This window comes from Rhodococcus sp. DK176 (assembly GCF_038447315.2).
Lineage (GTDB): Bacteria > Actinomycetota > Actinomycetes > Mycobacteriales > Mycobacteriaceae > Rhodococcus_F > Rhodococcus_F jostii_A.
Map to the genome: position 1 here is coordinate 5,670,458 of NZ_CP118321.2, position 25,716 is coordinate 5,696,173.

The 25,716-nt window shown below is 67.6% G+C and carries 26 protein-coding genes and 1 pseudogene; 17 read left to right on the top strand and 10 right to left on the bottom strand.

Going from position 1 to position 25,716, the window contains the following annotated elements:
• Window positions 1–2: 2 nt before the first annotated feature.
• Complete coding sequence (locus PSR88_RS26535) at window positions 3–776, bottom strand: VOC family protein (RefSeq protein ID WP_009478245.1); 774 nt, start codon at window positions 774–776, stop codon at window positions 3–5.
• Window positions 777–879: 103 nt separating this feature from the next.
• Here PSR88_RS26535 and PSR88_RS26540 point away from each other — a divergent pair, with 103 nt between their 5' ends.
• Entirely contained in the window at window positions 880–2,166 is a 1,287-nt protein-coding gene (locus tag PSR88_RS26540) for a lactate 2-monooxygenase (protein ID WP_009478246.1), read from the top strand.
• A gap of 5 nt (window positions 2,167–2,171) precedes the next feature.
• On the opposite strand, the gene PSR88_RS26545 is transcribed toward PSR88_RS26540, so the two are convergent.
• Together PSR88_RS26545 and PSR88_RS26550 are read right to left on the bottom strand one after the other, a co-directional pair.
• Window positions 2,172–2,468, bottom strand: coding sequence for a response regulator transcription factor (locus PSR88_RS26545; protein ID WP_005574983.1), 297 nt, complete (start codon window positions 2,466–2,468; stop codon window positions 2,172–2,174).
• Window positions 2,469–2,575: 107 nt separating this feature from the next.
• Window positions 2,576–3,658, bottom strand: coding sequence for a DUF1524 domain-containing protein (locus PSR88_RS26550; protein ID WP_016883778.1), 1,083 nt, complete (start codon window positions 3,656–3,658; stop codon window positions 2,576–2,578).
• A 172-nt stretch (window positions 3,659–3,830) separates the two neighbouring features.
• Between PSR88_RS26550 and PSR88_RS26555 the strand changes: the two genes are divergently transcribed.
• The 5 genes and pseudogenes from PSR88_RS26555 (at window position 3,831) to PSR88_RS26575 (ending at window position 8,012) form a co-directional block, all read left to right on the top strand.
• Entirely contained in the window at window positions 3,831–4,823 is a 993-nt protein-coding gene (locus tag PSR88_RS26555; RefSeq protein WP_016883777.1) for an alpha/beta hydrolase, read from the top strand.
• On the top strand, window positions 4,820–5,281 hold the full coding sequence (arfB, locus tag PSR88_RS26560) for an alternative ribosome rescue aminoacyl-tRNA hydrolase ArfB (protein ID WP_016883776.1): 462 nt from the start codon (window positions 4,820–4,822) through the stop codon (window positions 5,279–5,281). Before PSR88_RS26555 ends, arfB begins: the two co-directional genes overlap by 4 nt.
• A gap of 530 nt (window positions 5,282–5,811) precedes the next feature.
• Window positions 5,812–6,711 (top strand): annotated as a pseudogene (locus PSR88_RS26565) (helix-turn-helix domain-containing protein); the annotation flags it as partial.
• Between the two features lie 28 nt (window positions 6,712–6,739).
• Window positions 6,740–7,426, top strand: a complete 687-nt coding sequence (locus PSR88_RS26570) for an RNA-guided endonuclease InsQ/TnpB family protein (protein ID WP_272943404.1) — start codon at window positions 6,740–6,742, stop codon at window positions 7,424–7,426.
• Window positions 7,427–7,529: 103 nt separating this feature from the next.
• Window positions 7,530–8,012 (top strand): sigma factor-like helix-turn-helix DNA-binding protein, encoded by a 483-nt coding sequence (locus tag PSR88_RS26575; protein ID WP_016883775.1) that lies wholly within the window; start codon window positions 7,530–7,532, stop codon window positions 8,010–8,012.
• A 13-nt stretch (window positions 8,013–8,025) separates the two neighbouring features.
• On the opposite strand, the gene PSR88_RS26580 is transcribed toward PSR88_RS26575, so the two are convergent.
• Genes PSR88_RS26580 through PSR88_RS26595 form a run of 4 tightly spaced genes read right to left on the bottom strand, consistent with a single transcriptional unit; the run spans window position 8,026 to window position 9,946 of the window.
• Window positions 8,026–8,376 carry a VOC family protein gene (locus tag PSR88_RS26580; RefSeq protein ID WP_016883774.1) on the bottom strand — a complete coding sequence of 117 codons (351 nt, stop codon included), beginning with the start codon at window positions 8,374–8,376 and terminating at the stop codon, window positions 8,026–8,028.
• Between the two features lie 41 nt (window positions 8,377–8,417).
• Entirely contained in the window at window positions 8,418–8,981 is a 564-nt protein-coding gene (locus PSR88_RS26585) for an SRPBCC family protein (protein ID WP_009478257.1), read from the bottom strand.
• Window positions 8,978–9,295, bottom strand: coding sequence for an ArsR/SmtB family transcription factor (locus tag PSR88_RS26590; protein ID WP_011597428.1), 318 nt, complete (start codon window positions 9,293–9,295; stop codon window positions 8,978–8,980). Before PSR88_RS26590 ends, PSR88_RS26585 begins: the two co-directional genes overlap by 4 nt.
• A gap of 33 nt (window positions 9,296–9,328) precedes the next feature.
• Window positions 9,329–9,946 (bottom strand): TetR/AcrR family transcriptional regulator, encoded by a 618-nt coding sequence (locus tag PSR88_RS26595; RefSeq protein WP_009478259.1) that lies wholly within the window; start codon window positions 9,944–9,946, stop codon window positions 9,329–9,331.
• A gap of 125 nt (window positions 9,947–10,071) precedes the next feature.
• On the opposite strand from PSR88_RS26595, the gene PSR88_RS26600 reads away from it, so the two are divergent.
• The 10 genes from PSR88_RS26600 (at window position 10,072) to PSR88_RS26645 (ending at window position 21,643) form a co-directional block, all read left to right on the top strand.
• On the top strand, window positions 10,072–10,998 hold the full coding sequence (locus PSR88_RS26600) for an AurF N-oxygenase family protein (protein ID WP_016883772.1): 927 nt from the start codon (window positions 10,072–10,074) through the stop codon (window positions 10,996–10,998).
• Window positions 10,995–12,806: a DUF4873 domain-containing protein gene (locus tag PSR88_RS26605; protein ID WP_020476838.1), complete on the top strand. Its 1,812-nt coding sequence runs from the start codon at window positions 10,995–10,997 to the stop codon at window positions 12,804–12,806. Before PSR88_RS26600 ends, PSR88_RS26605 begins: the two co-directional genes overlap by 4 nt.
• Window positions 12,807–12,857: 51 nt before the next feature.
• Window positions 12,858–14,000, top strand: a complete 1,143-nt coding sequence (locus PSR88_RS26610) for an XdhC family protein (RefSeq protein ID WP_011597432.1) — start codon at window positions 12,858–12,860, stop codon at window positions 13,998–14,000.
• A gap of 76 nt (window positions 14,001–14,076) precedes the next feature.
• The gene (locus PSR88_RS26615; protein WP_011597433.1) at window positions 14,077–14,982 is read left to right on the top strand and encodes an FAD binding domain-containing protein; all 906 of its coding nucleotides are present in this window, start codon (window positions 14,077–14,079) and stop codon (window positions 14,980–14,982) included.
• 2 nt (window positions 14,983–14,984) lie between these two features.
• The gene (locus tag PSR88_RS26620; protein ID WP_011597434.1) at window positions 14,985–15,569 is read left to right on the top strand and encodes a (2Fe-2S)-binding protein; all 585 of its coding nucleotides are present in this window, start codon (window positions 14,985–14,987) and stop codon (window positions 15,567–15,569) included.
• Window positions 15,566–17,968 (top strand): aerobic carbon-monoxide dehydrogenase large subunit, encoded by a 2,403-nt coding sequence (locus tag PSR88_RS26625; RefSeq protein WP_011597435.1) that lies wholly within the window; start codon window positions 15,566–15,568, stop codon window positions 17,966–17,968. The genes PSR88_RS26620 and PSR88_RS26625 overlap by 4 nt, the downstream gene beginning before the upstream one ends.
• Window positions 17,969–17,997: 29 nt before the next feature.
• A complete protein-coding gene (locus tag PSR88_RS26630; RefSeq protein WP_016883769.1) occupies window positions 17,998–18,891 on the top strand; it encodes an XdhC family protein in 894 nt (297 codons plus the stop codon).
• On the top strand, window positions 18,888–19,775 hold the full coding sequence (locus tag PSR88_RS26635) for an AAA family ATPase (protein ID WP_009478267.1): 888 nt from the start codon (window positions 18,888–18,890) through the stop codon (window positions 19,773–19,775). The genes PSR88_RS26630 and PSR88_RS26635 overlap by 4 nt, the downstream gene beginning before the upstream one ends.
• A gap of 12 nt (window positions 19,776–19,787) precedes the next feature.
• Entirely contained in the window at window positions 19,788–20,429 is a 642-nt protein-coding gene (locus PSR88_RS26640) for an SRPBCC family protein (RefSeq protein ID WP_009478268.1), read from the top strand.
• Complete coding sequence (locus PSR88_RS26645) at window positions 20,426–21,643, top strand: vWA domain-containing protein (protein WP_016883768.1); 1,218 nt, start codon at window positions 20,426–20,428, stop codon at window positions 21,641–21,643. The genes PSR88_RS26640 and PSR88_RS26645 overlap by 4 nt, the downstream gene beginning before the upstream one ends.
• A 414-nt stretch (window positions 21,644–22,057) precedes the next feature.
• Here PSR88_RS26645 and ligD read toward each other — a convergent pair whose 3' ends face one another.
• A complete protein-coding gene (ligD, locus tag PSR88_RS26650; protein WP_011597437.1) occupies window positions 22,058–23,029 on the bottom strand; it encodes a non-homologous end-joining DNA ligase in 972 nt (323 codons plus the stop codon).
• Window positions 23,030–23,161: 132 nt separating this feature from the next.
• Window positions 23,162–23,596 carry a PAS domain-containing protein gene (locus PSR88_RS26655; protein ID WP_016883767.1) on the bottom strand — a complete coding sequence of 145 codons (435 nt, stop codon included), beginning with the start codon at window positions 23,594–23,596 and terminating at the stop codon, window positions 23,162–23,164.
• Between the two features lie 225 nt (window positions 23,597–23,821).
• On the opposite strand from PSR88_RS26655, the gene PSR88_RS26660 reads away from it, so the two are divergent.
• Window positions 23,822–24,310, top strand: coding sequence for an FBP domain-containing protein (locus PSR88_RS26660; RefSeq protein ID WP_016883766.1), 489 nt, complete (start codon window positions 23,822–23,824; stop codon window positions 24,308–24,310).
• A gap of 216 nt (window positions 24,311–24,526) precedes the next feature.
• On the opposite strand, the gene PSR88_RS26665 is transcribed toward PSR88_RS26660, so the two are convergent.
• Window positions 24,527–25,645, bottom strand: coding sequence for an AbrB family transcriptional regulator (locus tag PSR88_RS26665; protein ID WP_016883765.1), 1,119 nt, complete (start codon window positions 25,643–25,645; stop codon window positions 24,527–24,529).
• Window positions 25,646–25,716 lie beyond the last annotated feature (71 nt).

The window sequence follows — 25,716 nt, forward strand, 5'->3', positions numbered from 1 at the left end:
GGTCAGGACTGCAGCGTCGTGATCTGGAAGGTGGCGCCGAGCGGGTCGGCGACGGACGCGAGCCGCCCGAACGGGGTGTCCTCTGGGGCGCGCCGGACGGTGCCGCCCAGTTCGGTCACCTTCGCGACCGCGGCATCCGTGTCCTCGACGCCGATGTAGAACTGCCAGAACGAGGGGACGCCTTCGGGCAGGAACGAGTCGGCGTCCATGACTCCGGCCACGGTGCGGTCGCCGAGGTTCGCCTGCGAGTACCGGAATTCGTCTGTGTCGCCAAGGGTCCGGAAGGTCCAGCCGAAGACGTCCGCGTAGAACGGGAGCGCCGCCGCGTAGTTCCGCGACAGCGTTTCGTGCCAGACGGGCGCGCCGGGCTCGTCCACGAGACCGAAGCCGCCGTGCTGATCGGCCTGCCACACGCCGATGACGGCGCCGGCCGGATCGCCGAGGATCGCCATCGTGCCCTGGTCGCCCACGACCATTGCGGGCATCATCACCTGGCCGCCCGCCTCGGCGGCCTTCGCCGCGGTGGCCTCCGCGTCCTCGGAGGCGATATACGTGGTCCACACGTTGCCGTACGGGTTGCCCTGCTGTTGGGGGCCAAGGCCCGCAATGGGTTTGCCGTTCATGCTGAAGATGGAGTAGCCGCCGTACTGCGGATCCTCGTTGGTGTCGGACCTCCACCCGAACAGCCCGGTGTAGAACGGAATGACCTGTCGTGGGTCGGAACTGGTGAGATCGATCCAGCAGGGAGCGCCGGTGAGGGACGGGCGGTCGGGCATCTCGGTCTCCTAGGATGTCTGGGGTCGGTGTGGTGCCGGTCACAAACCTACGCGTCCCGACGACCTGCCGTCGGTTCGCGCCGGCCTGTGGAAGACTCGGCGCATGTCTGCGAGCGAGAACCAGGACAGCCCGGGCCGGGCCCGCCAGAATCTGATCTATCGCGACGGCGTCCTCGGTCGCACACCCTCCGTTCCCACCGACTTCGACACGCTGGAGCGGCGCGCGAAAAGGAAGATGAGCGCGAAGGGGTGGGCGTACGTCCACGGCGGCGCGGGGCTGGGTCGCACGATGCAGGCCAACCGCGATGCGTTCGACAAGTGGCAGATCGTTCCCCGGGTGTTGCGCGACGTCTCGAAGCGCGACATCGGGGTCGAGTTGTTCGGGCGCAGGATTCCGGCCCCGGTGCTGCTCGCCCCGGTGGGCGCGGCCGAACTGGCCAGCCCCGAGGCGGATGTGGCGATCGCCGCCGCGGCCGCCGAACTGGGTGTGCCGTACATCTTCTCCAACCAGGGCTGCGCACCGATGGAGGAGAGTGCGGCGGCGATGGGCGACGCACCCCGGTGGTTCCAGCTGTACTGGAGCACCGACGACGATCTCGTCGACAGCCTGCTCCAGCGCGCCGAGAACATTCGTGCGGACGCCGTCGTCGTCACCCTCGACACGACCATGCTCGGCTGGCGCCCGGAAGACCTCAATCTCGGCTCGCTGCCCTTCGCGCAGGGGCAGGGGATCGCGCAGTACACGTCCGATCCGGTGTTCCGCCGGATCGTCCACGAGCGGATCAAGGCCGCCGCAGGCAAGGCGGACGTCGAGGTGACACTCGGCGCGATCCGGTCACTGGTGTCGATGACCCGGCGCTTCCCGGGTCGCTTCCTCGACAACCTGCGGTCGCCGGAACCGCGGGCCGCCGTGGAGACGTTCCTCGACATCTACTCCCGGCCGTCGCTGAGCTGGGCCGATATCGAGACCCTCCGCAGCAGGACGTCGCTGCCGATCCTCCTCAAGGGCGTGCTGCACCCGGACGACGCCAGGCGCGCGCTCGACGCCGGGGTGGACGGCATCGTGGTGTCGAATCACGGTGGGCGGCAGGTGGACGGCAGCGTGTCGTCGCTGGACGCGCTCGTGGACATCGCGCCCGTCGTCGCCGGCAGGCTGACGCTGCTCCTCGACAGCGGAATCCGCACGGGAGCAGACGTCTTCAAGGCCCTCGCCCTCGGTGCGGACGCGGTGACGCTCGGCAGGCCCCACCTGTACGGCCTGGCCCTCGCAGGTCAGGCGGGTGCGCGGGACGCCACCGCCAACGTGATCGCCGAGTTCGACCTCACGATGGGGCTCAGTGGCCTGACGTCGGTGGCCGAGATCGACCGGGACGCCCTGCGCAGGGCGTAGACATGTCAGAGTTCGGCGATCGTGATGATCCCGTCTTGAAGGGCCCGCACCAGCAGCGCCGTCTTGGTGGACGCATCACGCCCGACCAGCGCGTACTTCTCGCGGATACGGGTCAGGTGTGTGTTGACCGTTCCGAGGGCGATGTGGAGGTCGGCGGCGACGGCGAGCTTGGAGTCGCCGCGCAACCAGTGGCGGAGAACCTCGATTTCGCGCGCCGACAACGCCGGCTTCGGATACGTGCGGGCGACTGCCGGCTCGTCCGTATGTGGGGGGTGCCCGAGTGCGTCGGGTGCAGTGGTCATGCCGATCTCATCTTTCTGACATGTACGAAAGCGCTACAGGTACCCGACGTCCCTGCAGGCAGTTCAGGTTAACTGGTGACGGCGGCGCGTGTCGCACCAGGCCCGGATCAGCTCTCACAGCCGACGCCGTCGCCGTCGCGATCGAGGTGGGTGCCGTAGCCCGGCGCGCCGATGTGGACCGGCGCGGCACCGGCCGCCTTGGCCGCCGAACAGTTCTTGTAGTAGACGTCGCTCGGCGGTGCCGTGTCAACGAACGGGACGGGTGCGGGCGCGGGCGCGGGTGCCGGAACGGGCGCAGGTGCTGCTTCCGGGACCGTACTGGTAGTCGGAGCGGGCGCGACTGCGGGCGCCGCCGCCCCGCAGTCCCGGAGAATCCGGGCGATCGCATCGTGCTCGGCCTGAGTCACCCACAGCCCGTACGCGGCCTTCACCTCCACCTGATCGGCCACGTAGGTGCACCGGTAGCTCTTGTTCGGGGGCAGCCAGGTTGCGGCGTCTCCGTCCGACTTCTGCTGGTTGGTGGGGCCGTCGACGGCTTTCAGGTTCCGCGGATCGTTCGCGAAGTTCGCCCTGGTCGCGGTGTCGAGCTGCTGCGCCCCCTTCTGCCAGGCGTCGGACAGCGCGACGACGTGATCGATCTGCACGGCATTCGACGTGTCCGCACCGCGAACGAAGGAGATGGTGTTGCCCGTGTACGGGTCGAGCAGCGTTCCGGTCTGTACCGCGCAGTCGCGGGTCCCCGGCCTGAACACGATCTGTTCGAGGTCGCGCCGGAGGATGTCGTTCCGCGTGTCGCACCCGTTGTGACCGCCCTCGACCGTGACGTCGTCGGTCCACGCCTGGCCGAAGAGATCCCGGTCGTAACCGGTCTTCGGTGCGCGTCCCTTGACCTCGAGGCCGGCGAGTAGCTGCAACGCGGCGGTCGCGTCCGCCCCGCCGGCCGCGGCGGGTTCGACCGGCGAGAGGTCGAGCACAGACGGCACCGGTGTCGACGAACTCGACGCGACACGCACGGTCGTCGGATCGGCGACCGAGGGTGCCACGGACGCGGATACCGCTGTGGCCTGGGCCGATTGGTCGTCCTGTCCAGGGCTGAGGAACGAGACCGCGGCCACGACTACGACGATCCCGCCGGTGATCCAGGGCCACTTCTGACGAGTGGCAGATGATGAGGGCAGGGGAAACGTCATGCCGGTCCTTCAATGAACGTGGGGGGTCGAATGTTCATCGCGCGGAAAGGCTCTTCCGTTACTCGGTATCGCGGGAACTGTTAGCATGCCCGGGACCGGAATTCGTGCGGGTGGAGGGCGGTAGTCGGTCGTGACACGACAGATCTTTCGGGGGAAATTGCGAACAGCGGCCGTGACGGCCGTGACCGTGGTCTGTCTCTGCCTCGGCGGCACCGTCGCGGCGGCCGCCGATCCGATCGTCGACACCGGTCAGGCGCTCGGTTCCGCGGTGGCGCCGAATGGGTCGACGCTCGATCACGTCACCGTGATCGATTCGAGACACCTGACGTTGCACGTCTTCTCGGCGTCGATGCAGCGGGTCGTTCCGGTGTACGTGCAGCGCCCCGCCGACACGAGCGTGCCGAGGCCGACGCTGTACTTCCTCGACGGTCAGGTCCGTCGGGAGAAGACCGATGTCGAAGAGTTCCTGGCCGACCAGAACGTGAACGTCGTGAGCCCTTCCGGCGGCGAGAACGCGTATTGGACGGACTGGAAGAGCCCCGACCCGGTGATGGGGGTGAACAAGTGGAAGACCTTTATGACTCAGGAACTTCCGCCGGTCGTCGACGCAGCCCTCGGCACCAACGGAGTCAACGCGCTCGCCGGCATGTCACGGGTGGGTACTGCCGCTCTGCAGTTGGCGATCGCCGCTCCCGGCCTGTTCCGCGGTGTGGCCGCCTACAGCGGTTGCGCTCTGACCAGTGATCCGCTCGGTCAGCTCCTCATCAAGATCACCATGGACAACTACGGCTACGGCAACCCGGCCAACATGTACGGCGAGGCGGACGATCCGGCGTGGGCGGCGAACGATCCCTACGTTCACGCCGCCGAACTGCGCGGAACGGAGCTGTTCCTCTCCAGCGGCAACGGTCTGCCGGGGCGCCACGAGACCCTGGACGGCCCCGGGATCGACGGGAACGTCGCGACGCTCGCGCGTCAGATCTACGCGGGTGGTCCCATCGAAGCGGTGACCAACTACTGCACCCATCGATTTACGGATCGCCTGGGGGAACTGGGAGTACCTGCAACCGCGAGTTTCCGTGACTCGGGCACACACTCGTGGGGATATTGGCAGGACGACCTGCACGATTCCTGGCCGGTGCTGGCTCGGGCGCTGGGAGTGTGAGCGAAGTTCCTCCGGTGTTTCCCGGCGGCGAGGTCACCGACGACCTCGAGATCACGCGGTCGCTCGTCGTTCCGGCCGCCGAGTTGCAGTGGCGGTTCTCCCGCGCCGGCGGTCCCGGCGGTCAGGGCGTCAACACCACGGACTCGCGGGTGGAGTTGCGGGTGAACCTGTGGACGTTGTCGACGCTGTCGCGGTCCCAGCTTGAACGCATGCAGGTTCAGCTGGGACACAGGCTCATTGACGGGGTGGTCACCGTGACGGCGTCCGAAACCCGTTCGCAGCTGCGCAATCGGCGCGCGGCGCGGGCCCGGATGGCGGCGTTGTTGCGCGCGGCGGTCCTCGCCGAAACCCGCACCCGGCGTCCGACCAAGGCGACCAAGGGTTCGCACCGACGAAGACTCGACGCCAAGAAGCAACGCGGCCAGACCAAGAACCTGCGGAGGAAGCCGGACATGTAGGGGGTTGCGTACAGTCTGCGTGTTCTGAATGTTTGATGTCGTTTCGTGTTGTTTGGTGCAGTGATGTTGCGGGGTTGGGCGACCGGTGTGCAGTATCGGACCCCGTTGGTGTGGTTCCACGCGGCGGCACTGCCGGTCCAGGCTCACCGTTTGCTCTCGGAGACGATTGTGGTGGGGGTTCCGGCGGTCGGAACCCGGCGGTGGGTGCGGTGGTGCGTGTTGCCGGGTGTCGTCCTGTCAGTAGGCCGATCTGGAACGCCAGGCGGGGGTGTGGTGACCGAATATGGAAGGCGAGGTCTGGGTGTGTCGAGGACGGTCACCGAGATCGGTTCCGACCACTACATTTCGCAGGCAAGTGGCTGATCCGAGTGTGTCGTCGGCATCGGGACCCACTCGCCAGGTTCGGGTTCGGCCTCATCGAGGCTGTGTTGTCGGTGCCCTGTCGTACCGTGCTTGTGTTGACCGACGACGGGTGGTGATGATCTGGTGCGCGATATGACCGAGGTGAAGGCCTCGCTGTGTGCCCGCCGATGCGGGCGGCGTGGTTCACGCCGGAGTGCCGCAGCTGCGGTGACCGCTGCGGCGGATCTGTCGTGACGCCCACAGCTGTGCTCGCCGATCCCGGTGACCACGTCACGGCACCGGCTCCGGGCGCGGCGCTCGACCAGGCTGCGGACTCTTCTCGGACGGTGATCCGTGCCTACGTTTTTGTCCTCGAGCCGACCCCGGAGCAGGCGTCGGTGTTGCGGTCGCACTGTGGGGCGCAGCGCTTCGCCTACAACTGGGCACTGTCGCAGGTCAAGGCGAACCTCGACCAACGGACTGCGGAACGGTCTTACGAGATCCCTGACGCGGAGTTGACGCCGCCGGTGTCCTGGTCGGCGTACGGCCTGCGCAAACACTGGAACACCGTGAAAGACGACGTCGCCGTCAACACCGACACCGGGCAGGTGTGGTGGCCGGAGAACTCGAAAGAGGCCTACAGTTCCGGACTCGCGAACTGCGCGGCCGCCCTATCGAACTGGTCCGACGCCCGATCCGGAAAACGCAGAGGTCCGATGGGATTCCCCCGCTTCAAGGGCAAACGGGCGGTGCTGTCGTGCCGGTTCACCACCGGCAGTTTCGGGTTGGTCACCGACAGCGGGGATCGACGCCACATCCAACTACCACGGATCGGCGTGGTCCGGTCTGCCGAATCGACCCGCAAATTGGCACGAAAGACGATCGCCGGGACGGCGCGGATTCGGTCGGCGACCCTCTCGTTTCGTCGGGGCCGGTGGCAGGTGTCGTTCTCGGTCGAAATCGCTCTCCCCGCGCGGGCACTGTCACCCGCCACCACCGGTACCTCCGCCGCGGTCGGCGATTGCGGTGTGGTGGTCGGAGTCGATGTGGGGGTCAAACACCTCGCAGTCCTCTCGAACGGGGAGATGATCGAGAATCCGACGCACGCACGCAAGCATGCGAAACAACTTCGTAGCCTCGGGCGCCGTGCGTCCCCGCCGTGTCGGCCCGGATCGTCGCACCGGTCAACAACCCTCCCGGCGCTGGCTGCGCACCCAGGAACAGATCCGGGCGGTGCGCATCCGCATCGCGAACAGTCGCCGCGATCACCTGCACAAACTCACCACCCGACTGGTGCGGGACTTCGATACCGTCGTCGTCGAAGACCTCAACGTCGCGGGAATGACCCGTTCCGGTGGCGCCTACAAGCGGGGGTTGAACCGGGCTCTGCAGGATGCGGCGTTCGCCGAGATCCGGCGACAACTGACCTATAAGTGCGAGTGGGCTGGCACCGGTCTGCAGGTGGCGGACCGTTGGTATCCGTCGAGTAAGACCTGGTCGAACTGTCAGGTAGTGAAAGCCAAACTACCCCTGAAGGTTCGGGTGTTCACCTGCGATGCGTGCGGATTCCGCGCTGATCGTGATCACAATGCTGCTCTCAACCTCGCTGCCCTCGCAGCGGTTGACGGTGGTGCGTCTTCGGCGAGTTGCGGACGAGACGTAAAAGACGCCCGACAGAAACCAACCATAAGACCCGCCGCTCGGTGGGCTGACGGTATTGCTGCGGGAACACCACTGAGTGGTGAACGTGACCGGGGTAACCCGGACACTCATGCAGAATGCACTAAACAACACTCAGCATGAACGGAACCTCCCGGATGTGTTGACCCCTGGTGTGCCGGAAGATGAGTACGGAAGCGCCGTGACGGGTGACCGGAGACGGCGAGGTCGGGGGATCGAGGGTCACATGAGTGTGCTTGACGAGGAATTACATTCGGCAGCGACGGCTGGCGCGGCGGGGGATCGCAAGGCCGTCGAGCGGGGGATGACGACGTTGTGGCCGCAGGTGGTGCGCTATTGCCGCACCCGCGTGGGGGATTCCATGCAGGTCACGCGGCCGGCGGACGAGGTGGCGCACGAAGCGTTACTCGCGGTGGTGCGGGAACTACCGGCTCTCGCGCGCAGTGATCATCCGGTCCGCGAGGTGTATCGCGTCGTGAGCCAGACCGTTTCGGATGCGCACGGCGGCACGGCCGGAAGCTCGGACATTCCGGCGGAAGTGGCCGGGCTGCTGCACCATCTCGACGTCACCGCCCGGGAGATCGTCCTGTTTCGGGTCATAGACGGGCTGTCCGTGCACGACACCGCGGGCGTGCTCGGGCTCCCGGTGGGCCGGGTCCTCGTCGTGCAGCACGAGGCGCTGCGGACCCTGCGGGCCAGGGTGGCGTGATCAGCGGTCGGCGTCAGCGCCTGCCGGACAGGACGCAGAACTCGTTGCCCTCGGGATCGGCGAGCACCACCCAACTCTGCTCGCCCTGACCGACATCCGCGTGCCGGGCGCCGAGCCCGAGAAGCCGCGCGACCTCGGCCTGCTGATCGTCGGGCCGGAAGTCGAGATGCAGCCGGTTCGGGGTCTGCTTCCGGTCCGGAACCGCCACGAACAGGATCTCCGGGTGACTGTCGGCCAGGGGCCGGATGTGGACGTCGCCGTCGGAGTCGGTCACGGAGCCCCAGCCAAGGGCCTCGGCCCACCAGCCTCCCAGGGCTGTCGGATCGAGAGCGTTGACCACCACGGCTTCCCATTGCAGTCCCATGCGTCAACGGTACGGGGAGCGGCGGACGCCCGTCACCGATTTCACCGCAGCGTCGGATCGATCGGTTCGACGCCGAGGCGTTCGGAGTACTGCTCGTTGAGTTCGCGCCAGCCGTAGTTCATCGCCTCGGCGCCGACAATCGGTCCGATCGGATTGCGTTCGAGCAGGCTGTCGGCGACGTCCAGGCACATGTGCCACCCGGCGGCCGTCATCGCCGCGGTTCGCTGGTCGTCGACCGTGTGGCGCAAGGTCAGTCGGGTGCCCGCATCGGTTTCCTCGATCGTCCAGAGCAGGACGTCGTCGCCCCACGCGTGTTCGAGGACGTGAGGTGATTCGGCCCGAGTCACGGTGCCGTCGAGTTCGGTGCGGTCCTGCCCGTCGACCATGATCAGGGTTGCGGGACCGACCGTTCCGAGGTTCCGGTCCGCGGTGTACGGCGCCCACTGCGGAAGTTCGCCGGGATCCGTGAGCGCGGTCCACAGCGCCGCCGGCGAGTGGGTGAAGTCGCGAACGAAGGTCAGAGCCCATCGGGTGCCGTCGGGTCGTGCCTCGACGTGCCGCAGTGGGCCGGGGCGGTAGTCGCGTCGTGCGTCTGATTCGGTCATGACGGGGTCTCCTTCGATTCGAGGTGCCGCCCGAGCGCATCGAGGTGATTCGCCCACAGCCGGCGGTAGGGCTGCAGCCACGCGTCGAACTCGTCGAACGGTTCGCGGTGCAGGCTGTAGATGCGCTGCTGGGCCGCGGTGCGGCAGGTGACGAATCCGGCCTGTCGCAGCACCCGCAGGTGCTTGGACACGGTCGGCTGGGGCAGGGCGAGTTGGTCGACGAGTTCGCCGACGCTGGCGTGACCGGCCCGCAGCCGTTCGAGGATCCTGCGCCGCTGTGGTTCGGCGACCACGGTGAACACGTCCGGTGCCATGACCCCGAGTATGCGCCTACGCGTATATACGCGTCAAGGAATATGAACGTCCGGTTGTGGCATGAACGCGATCGTCAGCAGGGACCGGACGAACTCGCGCAGAGCCCGCTCGTCGGACGTGTCCACGATCCCCTCAGTGATGATGAGCGAGCCGATGATGCGGAACGCCCACTCGGAGATGGCGGTGGGGCTCACGCCCGACAGTTGGTCGGGAGAGAACAGGCGCTCGAAGTGGGGAGTGAGCAGTTGCGCCCCGAGTTCGATCATCGGCTTCGCCTCGACCGTGAACCAGGGGAGCACCACGGCGGGGTCGTCGCGCAAACCCTTCTGCAGCAACCGGTGTCCGCGTGCGTACTGGACGGCGAACACGACGGCGTCGACGAATCGCACCTGGAGTTGGCTCTGCCGTCCCCGCAGCACCGGGTCGAGCACGACGAAGAACCTTGAGATCTCCCGCTGGAAGAGGGCCTCGAGAATGGCGGACTGATCGCCGACGTGTTTGTAGAGCGTGGGCCGGGACAGTCCCGCTCGCTCGGCGATGACCGCGTGAAGCCGGGTGCTGTAACCGAGTTCGATCAGGCATTCCTCGGCCGCGTCGAGGATCCGTTCCCGGAGTTCGCCGGGTGTCGGTGTCGTCGGCTGCGTCCTCACGGCCCTGATTGTGCTGTTCGGGTGGGGTGGGCGCAAACAGAAGCCACAAATGTGAACTCGAGTCACAGATAACCATTGACCTGCGTCACACCCGGGTTTACGTTTTACCTATAAACGGCAACGAGATGGAATCGCGCTCGACGAAGGGATCAGCGATGTCTCAGCGTTCACACACGATCGATCGGGAGGAAGTCGCCGGGCGGCTCCTCGCAGGCTCCGTCAAGCGTTCGTACGCCCCCGTGGTCGATATCGACTGGGACGCGCCCCTCGAGGACGGCAAGTACTTCCTGCCGCCGCAGGTCCTGTCTCTGTGGGGAACCGAGATGTGGGACCGGATGAGCGAGGCACAGCGCATCGAGTTGTCCCGGCAGGAATCGGCGAACATCCTCAGCGTCGGAATCTGGTTCGAGAACATCCTCAACCAGGCGCTCCTGCGCGCGCTGCTGCACAACGATCCGAGCTCGCTGCACACCCGGTACATGCTCACCGAGATGGGCGACGAGTGCAGGCACATGACGATGTTCGGGCGCGCCATCGAGCAGATGGGCGCCAAGCCCTTCCAGCTCCGGTGGTATCAGGCAGTCGTGGTCAACGTGCTGCCCAAGACATTTCGCGGAACCATGCTCTGGGTGGCCGCGCTGATCGGCGAGGAGATCTTCGACGCCACGCAGCGGCGCGTCCTCGAGGACCCGCAATTGCAGCCGATGATTTCCCGGCTGATGCGGATCCACGTCACCGAGGAGTCCCGGCACATCCGATTCGCGCGCGAGGGGGTGCGTCGCCGCGTCGCGGAAGGCCACCGGATCGACCGGCTGTGGGTCGCAACGGTGCAGGGGATCGGCGGCCCGCTGTTCCAGCGGCTGTTCACCAACCCGGCCATGTACGAGCGGGCCGGGCTGGATCCGAAGGAGGCACGTCGACAGGCGTTGACAAATCCTCACTTTCGCGAGAATCAACGACGCGGGTTCGAGTCGCTGGCAGCGTTTCTCGAGGAGAACGGCCTGATGCGACCGACGTCCCGCGCGCTGTGGCGGCGCGGGGGATTCCTGTGACAACCGGGACCACCGAACCGGACGTCCTCGTCGTCGGCACCGGATTCGCCGGACTGTGCATGGCGATCAAGCTGAAGGAGGCGGGCGAGGAGAACGTCGTCGTTCTCGAGAAGGCCGACCGGGTGGGCGGAACGTGGCGGGAGAACACGTATCCCGGATGTGGTTGCGACGTGATGTCGCTGATGTATTCGTTCTCCTTCGCGCCCAACCGGAAATGGACCCGGATGTACGCGCGGCAGCCCGAGATTCTCGACTACATCGAACGGGTGGTCCGCGACTACGATCTGGCTCCACACATCCGGTTCGGCGCCGAGGTGATCTCCTACGAGTTCGACGAGACCACCGACCGGTGGCGGGTGGAGACCCGGTCGGGTTCGGTCTATCACCCCCGCATCGTGGTCGCCGGTCCGGGACCGCTGCACAAACCCAGCGTTCCGGATCTTCCCGGCCGGAAGTCGTTCTCGGGTGTGGCATTCCATTCCGCCGAGTGGGATCACTCGGTCGATCTGACCGGTAAGCGGGTAGCGGTCGTCGGCACGGGAGCGAGTGCCGTGCAGTTCGTTCCGGAGGTCGCGAAGACGGCCGCGCACGTCGACGTCTTCCAGCGGACGCCGCACTGGATACTGCCGAAGCTGGACCGTCCGATCACCGCCGGTGAGAAGGCGGTGTTCAAGGCTGTTCCCGGAGTCCAGAAGGCTTACCGCGGTGCGATCTACTGGAGCCACGAATCGCTGATCGCCGGTTTCCTGCACCCACGACTGATGACGGTGCTGGAGTCGGCCGCCCGGGGTCTGCTGCGCAGGCAGGTGCGTGATCCCGAATTGCGTGCCACGCTGACCCCCGACTACATCATCGGCTGCAAGCGGATTCTGGTGTCCAGCAATTTCTACCCGGCCCTGCAACGCGGCAACGTCGATCTGGTCACGTCGGGCATCTCGGAGGTCACCGAACGTGGGATCCGGACTGACGACGGAACGATGCACGAGGCGGACGTCATCGTCTACGGCACGGGATTCGCGGTCGGCGACCGATTCGAGAACGAGCACATCGTGGGCCGCCGCGGCCTGACGATCCAGCGGGCCTGGCGCGACGGCATGGAGGCGTACCTCGGTGTCGCGGTCGCGGGGTTCCCGAACTTCTTCCTCATGATGGGTCCGAATTCCGGTGGCGGCAACCAGTCGATCGTCTTCGTCATCGAGGCCCAGGCGCACTACATCACCCGATGCCTGGCGCTGATGAAGAAGCGCGACGCGACCCGGATCGAGGTGCGCGCGGGCGCGCAGCGCGAATTCAACCGGGTGGTCCACCGCAAACTCGCGGGCTCGGTGTGGAATTCGGGTGGTTGCGACAGCTGGTACCTCGATTCCACCGGCCACAATCGGGCGGCGTGGCCCGGGTCGAGCGCATCCTACTGGCGGCGCATGCGCACCCCGGACGACCGGCACTTCGAGCTGAGTTCGCTCGCCGAGCGCGAGGACGACACGGAGTACCGCGGGCCCGGCGTGCTCACGTCCGGCGACCTGACCGTGGCCGTCGAGGTCTTCCTGAACGGCCACATCGAACCGCTGGACGGCCTCTACCACTGGTACGGCCGCGTCGTCGGCGACGGCGTCGACGCGGCGAAAGGGCGCAACCGCACCCCGTTGTTCCTCACCATCGGGGACGGTCCGGAAGTGCCCGCGGCGCTCGCCGAGCGCGACCCGTGGGGCCACTTCCGGATCGCCGGGGTGGGCACGCCCCCGTTCCCGCTAGCGCCGGTCGAAGTCGAGGTTCCGATCTCCCGGGCCAAACTCGCCTCGGCGGAATAAGCTTGTTGCTGAGCGTGTATCACACGTCGGACTCGAGCGGGAAGGGTGCTGATGCGCGACGTGCTGGCGGACCTGATGGCGGTGTGGACCGCGGGCGGAACAGCGGGTGTCGGGACGGTGGTCCGCACGTTCCGCTCCGCGCCGCGACCGCCGGGGGCGTCGATGGTCGTGGCGCCCGACGGCAGCGCGTCCGGTTCGGTGTCCGGCGGGTGCGTCGAGGGGGCGGTCTACGAACTCGCATCCGAGGTCACGGCATCCGGTACGCCAGTGCTGCAGCGGTACGGGATCAGCGACGAGAACGCGTTCGAGGTGGGTCTCACCTGCGGTGGAATCATCGACATCTTCGTCGAGCCCGTGTCGCGGGACAATTTTCCGGAGCTCGGCGAGATCACCCGGGACATCGACAATCACCTGCCGGTCGCGGTCGCGACCGTCGTGGCGCATCCCGATGCGGCTCGGGTGGGGCGCCGGCTGGTCGTCCGGCCCGAGAGCGTGAGCGGTTCGCTCGGCTCGGACCGGGCCGATTCCGCGGTCACCGACGACGCCCGGGGCCTCCTCGCGGCGGGCGGCAGCACCGTCCTGACGTACGGCACCGACGGCCAGCGTCGCGGCGAGGGCATGGAGGTGTTCGTCGCCAGTTACGCGCCGAGGCCGCGCATGCTCGTGTTCGGGGCCATCGACTTCGCCGCCGCGGTGGCCCGGCAGGGCGCCTTCATGGGATATCGGGTGACGGTCTGCGACGCCCGTCCGGTGTTCGCGACCCACGCGCGGTTCCCGACGGCCGACGAGGTGGTGGTGGACTGGCCGCACCGGTATCTCGCTGCGCAGGCCGAGTCCCAGGCCATCGACGGCCGGACTGTGATTTGCGTACTCACCCACGACCCCAAGTTCGACGTCCCTCTCCTCGAAACGGCGCTGCGCCTCCCGGACGTCGCGTTCATCGGCGCCATGGGCTCACGCAGAACGGACCTGGACCGGCGTGAACGCCTACGTGAGGCCGGTCTGACCGACACCGAACTCGACCGGCTGTCGAGCCCTATCGGTCTGGACATCGGCGCCCGGACACCCGAGGAGACTGCGGTGTCCATCGCCGCCGAGATCATCGCCCGTCGGTGGGGTGGCACGGGGCGCCCGCTGGCGGAGTCGAGCGGCCGGATTCACCACGAGGAACCCGTCGATTCCTTCGTCGACTAGGGCGGTTCACCCGGGGTTGACGGACCACCGGTTCTTGCGCAGGCTGAAAGGATCCACGTTTGTGAGGTAGGTCACAATGCAAGTACCAGGATCCTTCGAATACGAGCGTGCAACGGGCGTCGAGGACGCCATCGCCCTGCTCGACCGGCTGGGCGACGAAGCCCGCCTCGTCGCAGGCGGCCACAGCCTGCTCCCCATGATGAAACTTCGCCTCGCCAATCCCGAGTACCTCATCGACATCAACGATCTCGAGGGCGAACTCGGCTACATCACGACCGAGCGGTCGAGGCTGCGGATCGGTGCGATGACACGGCACCGCCGGCTGCTCGAATCGGACGAGCTCGCGGTGGCGTTCCCCCTCTTCCGCGACGCGGAGAAGGTGATCGCCGACCCGGTGGTCCGCAACCGCGGGACCATCGGCGGATCGCTGTGCCAGGCGGATCCGGCCGAGGACCTCACCACTGTCTGCTCTGTTCTCGACGCCACCTGCGTGGTGCGCGGGCCCGGTGGACGCCGCGAGATCCCCATGTCCGAGTTCCTCGTCGGGCCGTACGAGACGGCGCTCGCACACAACGAGATGCTCATCGAGATAGTGATACCCGTCCACGGCCACAGCTCCAGCGCGTACGCCAAGGTCGAACGGCGGACCGGGGATTGGGCGGTCACCGCGGCCGGAGCGGCCGTCACGGTGGAGGGCGGCGAGATCGCCCGGGCCGCGGTCGGCCTCACGGCAGTCAACCCGGATCCGTCCGGACTTTCGGACGTCGCCGACTACCTGACCGGGCGTCCCCCGTCCGAGGAGGCGTTCGCCCAGGCCGGGCGGATGGCCGCGCAGGCCTGCGAACCTGTCGCCGACGCCCGCGGCACCGTCGACTACAAACGCCATCTCGCATCCGAACTCACGATCCGCACACTCCGTACAGCGGTCGACCGGGTGCTCCGTAGCGACGTGGAGCACGAGCCGACCGGAAAAGAGGCATAGCCATGCAGGTGAACATGACCGTCAACGGTGAAGCAGTGAGCGCCGAGGTGGAACCGCGCATGCTGCTGGTCCATTTCCTCCGCGACCAGCTCGGCCTGACCGGGACCCACTGGGGCTGCGACACCAGCAACTGCGGCACGTGCGTCGTCACCGTCGACGGCGATCCGGTGAAGTCGTGCACGATGCTCGCCGCGATGGCGGGCGGGCACGACGTCCGCACGGTCGAGGGCCTCGAACACGACGGCGAACTCGATCCCGTCCAGCAGGGCTTCATGCAGTGCCACGGACTGCAGTGCGGGTTCTGCACCCCCGGCATGATGATGACGGCGCGGGCACTGCTCGACCGGGAGGAGAGCCCCGACGAGGCCACCATCCGGGAGGCGATCTCCGGGCAGATCTGCCGCTGCACCGGGTACACCACGATCGTGCGCTCGATCCAGTGGGCGGCCGACCATCGGGCGGGCGAGGCCGCCGAGCCGGAACCGGCAGGCGACTTCGACGCGGACGTGCAGGAGGACAAGACGCGGGGCGCCGAGGGCGCACCGATGACAGTCGAGGAACACGCGACGACTGGAAGTGCATCATGACCACCGTCGAATCCCGCCCTCCGTCTGGCGGCGCGGATATCGTCGACAACGACAAGAAGCCCTGCGGCCACGGTCGCATGCTGCGCAAGGAGGATCCCCGCTTCATCCGGGGGCTCGGAAATTACGTCGACGACATCACCCTCCCCGGCATGCTGCACCTGGCGATCCTGCGGTCGCCGGTCGCGCACGCGCGGATCGTGAACATCGATACCACTGCGGCACAGGAACACCCGAAGGTGACGGCAGTGGTGACGGGCGCCGACCTCGCCGCGAAGAACCTCGCTTGGATGCCGACGCTGTCCAACGACGTGCAGGCCGTGCTGGCCACCGACAAGGTGCGTTTCCAGGGCCAGGAGGTGGCGTTCGTCATCGCAGAGGACCGTTATTCGGCCCGGGACGCGCTGGAACTGATCGACGTCGAATACGACATGCTCGATCCCGTGGTCGACGCGCGCGCCGCGCTCTCGCCCGATGCGCCGGTGATCCGCGACGACCTCGAGGGCAAGACGGACAATCACTGCTTCGACTGGGAGACAGGCGATGCCGCCGCGACCGAGGCCGTGTTCGCGAAGGCGGACGTGGTGGTGAAGCAGGAGATCGTCTACCCCAGGGTGCATCCGGCGCCGATGGAGACGTGCGGTGCGATCGCCGACGTCGACAAGGTGTCCGGCAAGCTCACCCTGTACACCACGTCCCAGGCACCGCACGCGCACCGGACGGTCTACGCCCTGGTCTCGGGGATCCCGGAGCACAAGATCCGGGTGGTGTCCCCGGACATCGGCGGGGGATTCGGCAACAAGGTCCCGATCTACCCGGGATACGTGTGTGCCATCGTGGCGTCGCTCGTGACGGGCAAACCGGTGAAATGGATGGAGGATCGCAGCGAGAACCTGATGAGCACGGGCTTCGCCCGCGACTACATCATGGTCGGCGAGATCGCGGCCACCGCAGAGGGCAAGATGCTCGCGATCCGCACGAAGGTGCTGGCCGACCACGGTGCGTTCAACGGCACTGCGGCCCCGGTGAAGTATCCGGCCGGTTTCTTCGGCGTCTTCACCGGCAGCTACGACATCGAGGCCGCGCACTGCGCGATGACGGCGGTCTACACGAACAAGGCGCCCGGCGGGGTGGCGTACGCCTGCTCGTTCCGCATCACCGAGGCCGTGTATCTGGTCGAGCGGCTCGTCGACTGCCTGGCGTTCGACCTGAAGATGGATCCGGCGGAACTGCGGCTGAAGAATCTGCTGAGGCCGGAACAGTTCCCGTACACCAGCAAGACCGGGTGGGTGTACGACTCGGGCGACTACGAGACCACCATGCGCAAGGCCATGGACATGATCGGCTACCAGCAGTTGCGCGAGGAGCAGAAGGAACGCCGCGAACGCGGCGAGCTGATGGGAATCGGCATGTCGTTCTTCACCGAAGCCGTCGGTGCCGGACCCCGGAAGGACATGGACATCCTGGGCCTCGGCATGGCCGACGGCTGCGAACTGCGCGTCCACCCGACGGGCAAGGCCGTCGTGCGGTTGTCGGTGCAGACCCAGGGGCAGGGTCACGAGACGACGTTCGCGCAGATCGTGGCGGAGGAACTGGGGATCCCACCGGACGACATCGACGTCGTGCACGGCGACACCGACAACACGCCGTTCGGGCTCGGCACGTACGGCAGCCGGTCGACACCGGTGTCGGGGGCGGCCGCGGCGCTCGTGGCCCGCAAGGTCCGGGACAAAGCGAAGATCATCGCCTCGGGCATGCTCGAGGCCTCGGTCGCGGATCTGGAATGGGAAAAGGGCGAATTCCATGTGAAGGGCGATCCCTCGGCGAAGGTGACCATCCAGGACATCGCGATGCGGGCGCACGGCGCCGGCGATCTGCCGGAGGGAATCGAGGGCGGACTCGACGCGCAGATCTGTTACAACCCCGAGAATCTGACGTACCCCTACGGCGCGTACTTCTGCGTCGTCGACGTCGATCCCGGCACCGCGGTGGTGAAGGTGCGGCGGTTCCTCGCCGTCGACGACTGCGGCACGCGCATCAATCCGATGATCATCGAGGGGCAGGTCCACGGCGGCATCGTCGACGGCATCGGTATGGCGCTCATGGAGATCATCGAGTTCGACGAGGACGGCAACTGCCTCGGCGGATCACTGATGGACTACCTGATCCCCACCGCACTCGAGGTCCCGAAGCTCGAGACCGGTTTCACCGTGACCCCGTCGCCGCATCACCCGATCGGCGCGAAGGGCGTCGGCGAGTCCGCGACGGTCGGATCGCCCCCGGCCGTGGTGAACGCGGTCGTGGATGCGCTCGCCCCGTTCGGTATCCGGCACGCCGACATGCCGCTCACCCCGTCCCGGGTGTGGGAGGCCATGCAGGGCCGCGCGACACCCCCGATCTGAATGTCGCCCGTCGGCTGCGAGGAGGCTTGATGGATCTGAAAGAGCGTGCGGCGCAACTGACGCGCGACCGCAGGCCGTTCGTCCGTGCGACCGTGGTGCGGGCGCAGCCGCCCACGTCCAGTCACACCGGCGACGAGGCGATCCTCCTGCAGGACGGGACGATCGAGGGGTTCGTCGGCGGTCAGTGTGCGCAGAATTCGGTACGCATGGCCGCCCTGGGTGCGCTGGCAACCAACGAGAGCGTGCTGTTGCGGGTCCTTCCCGACGGGGCCGTGCAGTTCCCCGAGGCTCCGGGCGCGTCCGTCGTGGTGAATCCGTGCCTGTCCGGCGGTGCCATGGAGATCTTCCTGGAGCCGCAGTTGCCACCGCCGTTGGTGCGGATCTTCGGCACCACACCGATCGCGCAGGCGTTGGGGGGCATAGCGGAACTGCTGGGATTCACCGTCGAGCACGACGACGCCGGAATCGGGCAGTTCTCCGGCACGACGGCGGTGGTGCTCGCCGGCCACGGCGGACCCGAAGCGGAGGTCATCCGTGCGGCGCTCGACGCCGGGGTCGGATATGTCGGGCTCGTCGCCAGCCGAACACGCGGTGGGGCCATCCTCGACACCCTGGGGCTGACCGAGCCCGAGCGGGCGCGCGTGCACACCCCGGTCGGTCTCGACATCGGCGCGCGGACGGCGGCGGAGATCGCGGTGTCGATCGCGGCCGAGTTGGTGCAGGAACTGCGGACCGCGGGACTTCGCGCGCCCGAGGATGATTCGACTCCGTCGGTGGTGGTGACGGAGGTGATCGATCCCGTGTGCGGGATGCACGTCGTCGTCGGGCCGGACACTGCCCACCTACGGCGCGGCGGCGACGACTTCTGGTTCTGCGGGCCGGGTTGCCGGGCATCGTTCGCGCAGGAGACGGGAGCGGTATGACGGCGGCATTCGAGGACGTGGCGGACGTGGTCCGGCGCTTCGACGCCGAGGACTACCTCCTGGACTTCGGAACCGCGTCGGCCCTGTATCTCGCGGCTGCTCTGCGCCGGCCGCTCCTGCTCGAAGGCGAACCCGGAGTCGGCAAGACCACCGCGGCGAAGGCTCTCGCGACCGTCCTCGGCGCCCCGCTGATCCGGTTGCAGTGCTACGAAGGCCTCACCGCGAACGAAGCCCTCTACGACTGGAACTACCAGCGGCAGTTGCTCACCATCCGGCTGGCCGAATCGCGGGGCGACGGCCTCACCGAGGACGACCTGTTCACCGAGGAGTTCCTGCTGGAACGTCCGATCCTCCATTGCGTGAGATATCGGGGACCGACCCCGCCCGTACTGCTGATCGACGAAATAGACCGAGCCGACGACGAGTTCGAGGCACTCCTCCTCGAATTCCTGGGGGAGGCATCGGTCACCGTTCCGGAACTGGGAACGTTCACGGCCGAACAGCACCCCGTCGTCGTGCTGACGTCCAACCGGAGTCGCGATCTCCACGACGCGCTCCGCAGACGATGCCTCTACCACTGGATCGACTATCCGGAGCCGGCACGGGCGGCCGCCATCGTGCGCCGCACGGTGCCCGCGGCGGCGTCGCCCCTCATCGAGCACGCCACCTGCTTCGTCGGCAGGGCGCGCGAACTCGATCTCGACAAGCCGCCCGGAATCGCCGAGACGATCGACTGGGTGTCCGCACTCGCGGCGCTGGGAGTGGCCGATCTGGTGCGCGACGACGCGATCCAGAGCCTGAGTGCCCTCGCGAAGACCCCGGACGACCGCACAATAGTTCAGGACGCATTCGCCGACTACGCGCACGGCCTGGCCACCGGATGAGAGGCAACTGCCATGAAGATCGCCAACGAGTTCACCGTCAGCGCCCCGATCGAGCAGGCGTGGGAGGTGCTCAGCGACCTCGAGGAGGTTGCTCCCCTGCTCCCCGGAGCTCAGATGACAGGGCGGGAGGGTGACGATTACCTGGGGAAGGTGAAGGTCAAGGTCGGCCCGGTGACCAGTGAGTTCAAAGGCAAGGCCGCCTTCGTCGAGCGTGACCCGAAGGAGCACCGCGCCGTGATCGATGCCCGCGGGAGGGACTCGCGCGGGTCCGGCAACGCGTCCGCGACGATCACCGCCCAGTTGCACGAGGTCGGCGACCGCACCCGCGTCACCGTGGATACCGACATGAAGATCGTCGGCAAACTCGCGCAGTTCGGCAGCGGGATGATCCAGCAGGTGTCGGAGAAACTCATGGGGCAGTTCGCTGAATCGCTGGAAGCGAAGCTCGCCGGGGGACCCGCTGAACAGCCCGCGGCGGCGCCGGAGTCCACCGGCACCACGACGCTGTCCGTGGCCCGGCCTGCCGCCGAACCGGCGCCGCTGGACCTGCTGGCGTTGTCCGGCGCGGGTGCGTGGAAACGGTATGCCCCGATCCTCGCTGCCATCCTCGCCGGGATCGTGGTCGTCCTCGTGGTGGGCCGCCGCAGGCGATGACCGCGTCGGGCGTCCTGCGGGGCGTCGATCTCGCGGCGTTCGCGGTGGCACTCGTCGCCCGGTTGCGTTCCCGTGGCGTCGTCGTCTCCGCGAGCGGCCCCGCGGTGTTCGTGCAGGCACTTCATCTGTCGCCGCCGAGTTCGCGGTCGCGGCTGTACTGGTCGGCGCGTCTGACACTCGTCAACCGCGTCGACGACCTCGCGCCGTTCGACGCCGTCTTCTCCGCGGTCTTCGAGGACGCCCTGCTGTCTGTGGATCCGCATGCGCGGCGAGCCGCTGCGGGACGGGAGACGGCCCTCGCCGGTGTCCGAGACGGCCGCGACCGGCCCGGTGACGCGCAGGACGTCGACGGCGTGCCGTGGATGACACGACCGATGATGACCGGCGGCGACGACAGCGGCGAGGACGACATTCACGACGTGCTCACCGCCGTGCCGGACACCCTGCCCAGCAGGCTCGTGGTTCGCGCGGACGAACCCTTCGCCCGATTCGACGCCGGCGACCTCAGGCTCCTCGGGGCCTGGCTGGAGCAGGCCACCGCCGCGTGGCCGTCCCGCCGCACCCGACGTCGCGAAGTGCATCGCCGCGGCCGGCGTATCGACCTGCGGGCCACCATGAACCGGTCGAGGGCCACGGGCTGGGAGCCGGTGGTCCTCGCGCGGAGCCGTCCGCGGAACCGTCCGCGGCGCATCGTGATGCTGTGCGACGTGAGCCGGTCGATGCAGCCATACGCCGCGATCTATCTCCATCTGATGCGGGCGGCGGTGCAACGACAGACCGAGGGCAGGCCGGAGGTGTTCGCCTTCTCCACGTCGCTGACGAGGCTCACGCCCGTGCTCGCGCACCGCAGCGCCGAGACCGCGGTCCGCAAGGCGAACGACAAGGTGGTCGACAGATTCGGTGGCACCCACATCGCAGGCAGCGTGAGCGAACTGCTCGCGTCCCCGCACGGCAACGCGCTGCGCGGGGCAGTCGTGGTCATCGCGTCCGACGGCTGGGACAGCGACGACCCGACGCGCCTGGCGCATGCCCTCACCCGGGTCCGTCGCCGCGCCCATCGACTGGTGTGGCTCAATCCCCGCGCCGGTGATCCCGACTTCCAGCCGCTCGCCGGATCGATGGCGGCCGCGCTGCCCTTCTGCGATGCCTTCCTCCCCGCGCACTCCGTGTCCGCGCTCCGCGACGTGCTGGACGTGATCAGCCGGATGGGATAGCGGGGGCGCGATTTCCACCCCCAGGGTGCCTGGCCGCCGTCGTGTGTTTCGCCGAAGCTCTATGGACGGTGCACACCGTTCTTCAGCTCACAGGAGGAAACCCACATGTCGACTTCCAGAACTTCCGCCAGGATCGTGGCGGCCATCGGGGCGGTCCTCGCAGCCCTCTCGATCTCACTGGTGGGGACGGCCGAAATCGCCGGCGCCAGACCATGTCAGAACGACTGTCACGCACCGGTTCCCAAGCCGCCGGTCGACGGCTGCCAACTCTGCAATCCCAACCCACCACCGCCTCCGCCGCCACCGCCCCCGCCGCCACGGTAGGGAAGAGTTCGGCATGCGAGACACGCGCCTCGGCCGCACGGTCGGGGCGCGTGTCGCGTCATGGGGACGACCTCGGTCAGTCGTCCGCGATCAGTCCTCCGCGCCACCGGGATCCGACTCGCCTTCGGCCTCGTCGCGGTCGGCCCACTCGAGCAGCGGCTCGAGCGAGAACACGGCGTCGTCGATTCCGGCATGCAGGTCACCGAGTTTCGCGAAGCGGTCGGGGACGGTGGCGATCGTGAACTCGTGCGGGTTCACGTCGTCGATCTCCTCCCACGTCACCGGTGTGGACACGGTCGCGTCGGGCACACCCCGCACCGAGTACGCGCTGGCGATGGTGTGATCGCGGGCGTTCTGGTTGTAGTCGACGAACAGCTTGCGCGGGTCCCGGTCCTTGCGCCACCAGGTGGTGGTGACGTCCTGCGGAGCCCGGCGCTCCACTTCGCGGGCGAAGGCCAGCGCGGCCCGCCGGACGTCGCCGAAACCCCAGTCGGGCCGGATCCGGACGTAGACGTGCATGCCGCTTCCGCCGGACGTCTTCGGCCAGCCCGTCGCACCCAGTTCGTCGAGCACCTCGTGCACCACCCCGGCCACGCGCCGCACCGTGTCGAACCCGCACTCGGGCATCGGATCGAGATCGATCCGCCACTCGTCGGGGCGTTCGACGTCCGCGCGGCGCGAGTTCCACGGATGGAACTCGACCGTGGACATCTGCACCGCCCAGATCACGTCCGCCGGGTGCGTCACGCACAGTTCGTCGGCGTGACGGTTGTACCGCGGAAACGTCACCCGCACCGTCTGGACCCAGTCCGGTGCACCGTGCGGCAACCGCTTCTGGTGCACCTTCTCCCCGCTCAGGCCGTCGGGAAAGCGGTGCATCATGCAGGGGCGTTCGCGCAGGGCGCGGACGATCCCGTCGCCGACGCTCAGGTAGTAGTTCGCGAGGTCGAGCTTCGTGGCACCGGTGGCGGGGAAGTAGACGCGTTCCGGGTGCGAGATCCGCACGGTCCGATCGCCGACCTCCAGTTCGACAGCGGGAGCCTTGCTCTTGCCGGTCGCCATGCAGTCAACCTAACCCGCACCCGATCCTTCCCGCGCTGTTTGCAGACGGTTTCGCCGGAATCCCAGGCAATTCGTTCGTTGCCAGGATGGTCGTGAGAATCCGGCCACTGTCCGTGCGTCTGTGGGGCGGGGTCAGAAGCCGGGCGCCCGGCCGCCGTTCCACAGTTGTTCGGTGACGTCGTGGAAGCAGACGAGGGTCACCGGATCGTCCTGACGACGGAGGATGGGCCGGCTGACGAGTGCGCGCACTCGGGATCCGTCCTGATGTGCGAGGTCGACGGGTGTGGTGGCGGACTCGCGGAGGTGTTCGACCGCGTCGGCACCCGCCGGTGCGTCGTCCAGGTCGAGGAATTCGGACACCGGACGTCCGCGCAGTGACGCAACGGGATGACCCAGCATCTCCTCGAAAGCACTGTTCGCGTGGACGACGGTGCCGTCGTTCTCGACCGCCAGGACGGGAACCGGAAGGCGTTCGAGCAGGACGAGGGCGGGTAGCTGCTCGAGGTAGCCCAAAGGAGTTTCCGGGGTCGGGCGACGTCTCTCCTCATACTCTGCCTGTGCGCTCACAGCCCTATACTCTCACCGATTCCGACCGCCCGTCCCGTTGTCGTCGTAGTCGGCGGTTCACGTCCTCCGTGGCCGGGATGTGCACCTGACTACCGGTAGCCGCGGCGACACCCGCCGCACTCGCTACAGCCTGGGATCGTTCCGAAAATCCGTTGCCCGACCTCACTGCGGTCCGTATTGTCACGTGGCTTTGTCAACCCGTCGAGAGAAGGAGTTCATCTCGTCATGGAACCCGTCACCGAACGCGACATCAGGTCGTCGTTCATCAATTGCTCCAAAGGCGACGCCAAGCGTCTGCCCATCCCTCGTGACTTGGACGATCGGCCCTGGGACGATCTCGACTTCCTCGGCTGGAGTGACCCGTCGTTTCCGGGCCGCTGCTATGTCGTCGTGCCACGGGACGACGGTCTGGTCGGCGTCGCGCTGCGCTACGAAACGGGCGGTTATCGCCGCGCGCAAATGTGCACCGTCTGCATGACCACGCACGCCAATGGCGGCGTCTCGCTGATGACTGCGCGCAAGTCGGGTGAATCCGGACGCCGGGGCAACTCGACCGGCACCTACATGTGCGCCGATCTCGCCTGCTCGCTCTACGCGCGCCGGAAGAAGTCGCCCGCGCTGGGCAGGCAGTACCGCGAGGATCTCGAGCCCGAGGAGAGGATCGAGCGGGTCCGCGTCAACCTCGACGCCTTCATCTCGAGGGTCTACGGCTGACCGACCCGACCCGACCCGACACCCACCCATCGTGCAGCTCGCTAGCTGCTCGTGAGAACGGAGGTAGATGCCATGCGCCGACATTCGAGGAACCCGCGTCCCGGTGGACCCCGAGTTCGGAGACACTGCAACGACACTCGGGGTGTACGGGACTCCTCTCCGGTCGAGACGGCCCGGACATAGACCGGACCGTCCTGTCCGGAGAGGATTCCCGAACTATGCTCGTCGACGCCGAGAACTGAAGTGGGCAAATGCCTTCGCCATGATCGGGGTGGTGACGAGCATGATGACCAGGCGCAACACCTGAGCGGCCGCGACGAACGTGACGTTGGAGGCGGTGGATGCCGATACGGCCAGCACCGCCGCCAGGCCACCGGGCGTCGTGGCGAGATAGGCCTCGAGCAGGCTCACACCGGTGAGGTGGGAGAGTAGGACGCCCAGGCCGGCGCAGGCCGCCCCGACCAGCAGCGTGAGCAGCGCCGCGTACGGCAGGATTCGTCCGATCGCCCGCAGGCTCGCCCGGTCGAACGCGAGCCCGGCCTGCCAGCCGATGAGAATCAACGCGCCGGTCATCAGCATCGGCGGGACCGCGACCGCGTCGCTCCAGCCGCCGAGTTCGAACCCGGCGCTCACCGCCAGCGGACCCAACGTCGCGGGAGCGGGTAGTCGCACGAGTGATGCCACGGCGGTGCCGCCCACGATGAACAATGCCAGGAACGGCAGGGCCACATACCATTCGGACCCACCGCCCTCGGTGCCTGTCACGGTTTCCGCACCGGTATCGACGCGGAAGCCGAACGTGACGATCATCGGCATCGACACGACGACGAGCGCCACCCTCAGGTACTGCACCACTGCGACGACCCGGTCGTCGCCGCCGAGTTCGCGGGCCATCGCGACGAGTCCGGTGGCGCCGCCCGCAGTCATGGCGAGGGAACCGGTCACCGCGTCCACGTCGCGGTGCAGCGCGAGCAGGGCCCCGGCCGCCACGCTGAGCGCGAGAGTCGCGGCCGCGATCGAGACCACCGGCATCCACATCGAGCCCAGTCCGGCGATCGTGTCCCGGTGCACCATCAGCCCGACCGCGCTCGCCAGCACTCCCTGCGCAAGCTTTCCCAGCGGGCGCGGCACTCGGGCCGGCCCCCATCCGGTGACGGCCAGGGTCGCCGCGACGATCAGGGCGGAGAAGAGACCGGCCGCCGTCAGACCGACGCTTTCGCCGAGCACCCAGCCGCCGACCGACAGTGCGATCAGTGCGGCCCATCGGAGTCCGTGCCGACGCAGTGCGGCCGCGCGCGTGGGCACGGATCGTTCGGGGGATTGCACGTCGTTCACGGGGGGCGCCTACTCCGGGATGCTGTCCCTGCTCTATGGTGTGCATCAATGTATACCTTAACGGATGTCAC

Excerpts from the sequence above, each read along its gene's own strand:
- PSR88_RS26535 (WP_009478245.1), bottom strand. The coding sequence starts at position 776 with ATGCCCGACCGCCCGTCCCTCACCGGCGCTCCCTGCTGGATCGATCTC.
- PSR88_RS26540 (WP_009478246.1), top strand. The coding sequence starts at position 880 with ATGTCTGCGAGCGAGAACCAGGACAGCCCGGGCCGGGCCCGCCAGAAT.
- PSR88_RS26545 (WP_005574983.1), bottom strand. The coding sequence starts at position 2,468 with ATGACCACTGCACCCGACGCACTCGGGCACCCCCCACATACGGACGAG.
- PSR88_RS26550 (WP_016883778.1), bottom strand. The coding sequence starts at position 3,658 with ATGACGTTTCCCCTGCCCTCATCATCTGCCACTCGTCAGAAGTGGCCC.
- PSR88_RS26570 (WP_272943404.1), top strand. The coding sequence starts at position 6,740 with ATGCGAAACAACTTCGTAGCCTCGGGCGCCGTGCGTCCCCGCCGTGTC.
- PSR88_RS26575 (WP_016883775.1), top strand. The coding sequence starts at position 7,530 with ATGAGTGTGCTTGACGAGGAATTACATTCGGCAGCGACGGCTGGCGCG.
- PSR88_RS26580 (WP_016883774.1), bottom strand. The coding sequence starts at position 8,376 with ATGGGACTGCAATGGGAAGCCGTGGTGGTCAACGCTCTCGATCCGACA.
- PSR88_RS26585 (WP_009478257.1), bottom strand. The coding sequence starts at position 8,981 with ATGACCGAATCAGACGCACGACGCGACTACCGCCCCGGCCCACTGCGG.
- PSR88_RS26590 (WP_011597428.1), bottom strand. The coding sequence starts at position 9,295 with ATGGCACCGGACGTGTTCACCGTGGTCGCCGAACCACAGCGGCGCAGG.
- PSR88_RS26600 (WP_016883772.1), top strand. The coding sequence starts at position 10,072 with ATGGAATCGCGCTCGACGAAGGGATCAGCGATGTCTCAGCGTTCACAC.
- PSR88_RS26610 (WP_011597432.1), top strand. The coding sequence starts at position 12,858 with ATGCGCGACGTGCTGGCGGACCTGATGGCGGTGTGGACCGCGGGCGGA.
- PSR88_RS26615 (WP_011597433.1), top strand. The coding sequence starts at position 14,077 with ATGCAAGTACCAGGATCCTTCGAATACGAGCGTGCAACGGGCGTCGAG.
- PSR88_RS26620 (WP_011597434.1), top strand. The coding sequence starts at position 14,985 with ATGCAGGTGAACATGACCGTCAACGGTGAAGCAGTGAGCGCCGAGGTG.
- PSR88_RS26625 (WP_011597435.1), top strand. The coding sequence starts at position 15,566 with ATGACCACCGTCGAATCCCGCCCTCCGTCTGGCGGCGCGGATATCGTC.
- PSR88_RS26630 (WP_016883769.1), top strand. The coding sequence starts at position 17,998 with ATGGATCTGAAAGAGCGTGCGGCGCAACTGACGCGCGACCGCAGGCCG.
- PSR88_RS26635 (WP_009478267.1), top strand. The coding sequence starts at position 18,888 with ATGACGGCGGCATTCGAGGACGTGGCGGACGTGGTCCGGCGCTTCGAC.
- PSR88_RS26640 (WP_009478268.1), top strand. The coding sequence starts at position 19,788 with ATGAAGATCGCCAACGAGTTCACCGTCAGCGCCCCGATCGAGCAGGCG.
- PSR88_RS26645 (WP_016883768.1), top strand. The coding sequence starts at position 20,426 with ATGACCGCGTCGGGCGTCCTGCGGGGCGTCGATCTCGCGGCGTTCGCG.
- ligD (WP_011597437.1), bottom strand. The coding sequence starts at position 23,029 with ATGGCGACCGGCAAGAGCAAGGCTCCCGCTGTCGAACTGGAGGTCGGC.
- PSR88_RS26660 (WP_016883766.1), top strand. The coding sequence starts at position 23,822 with ATGGAACCCGTCACCGAACGCGACATCAGGTCGTCGTTCATCAATTGC.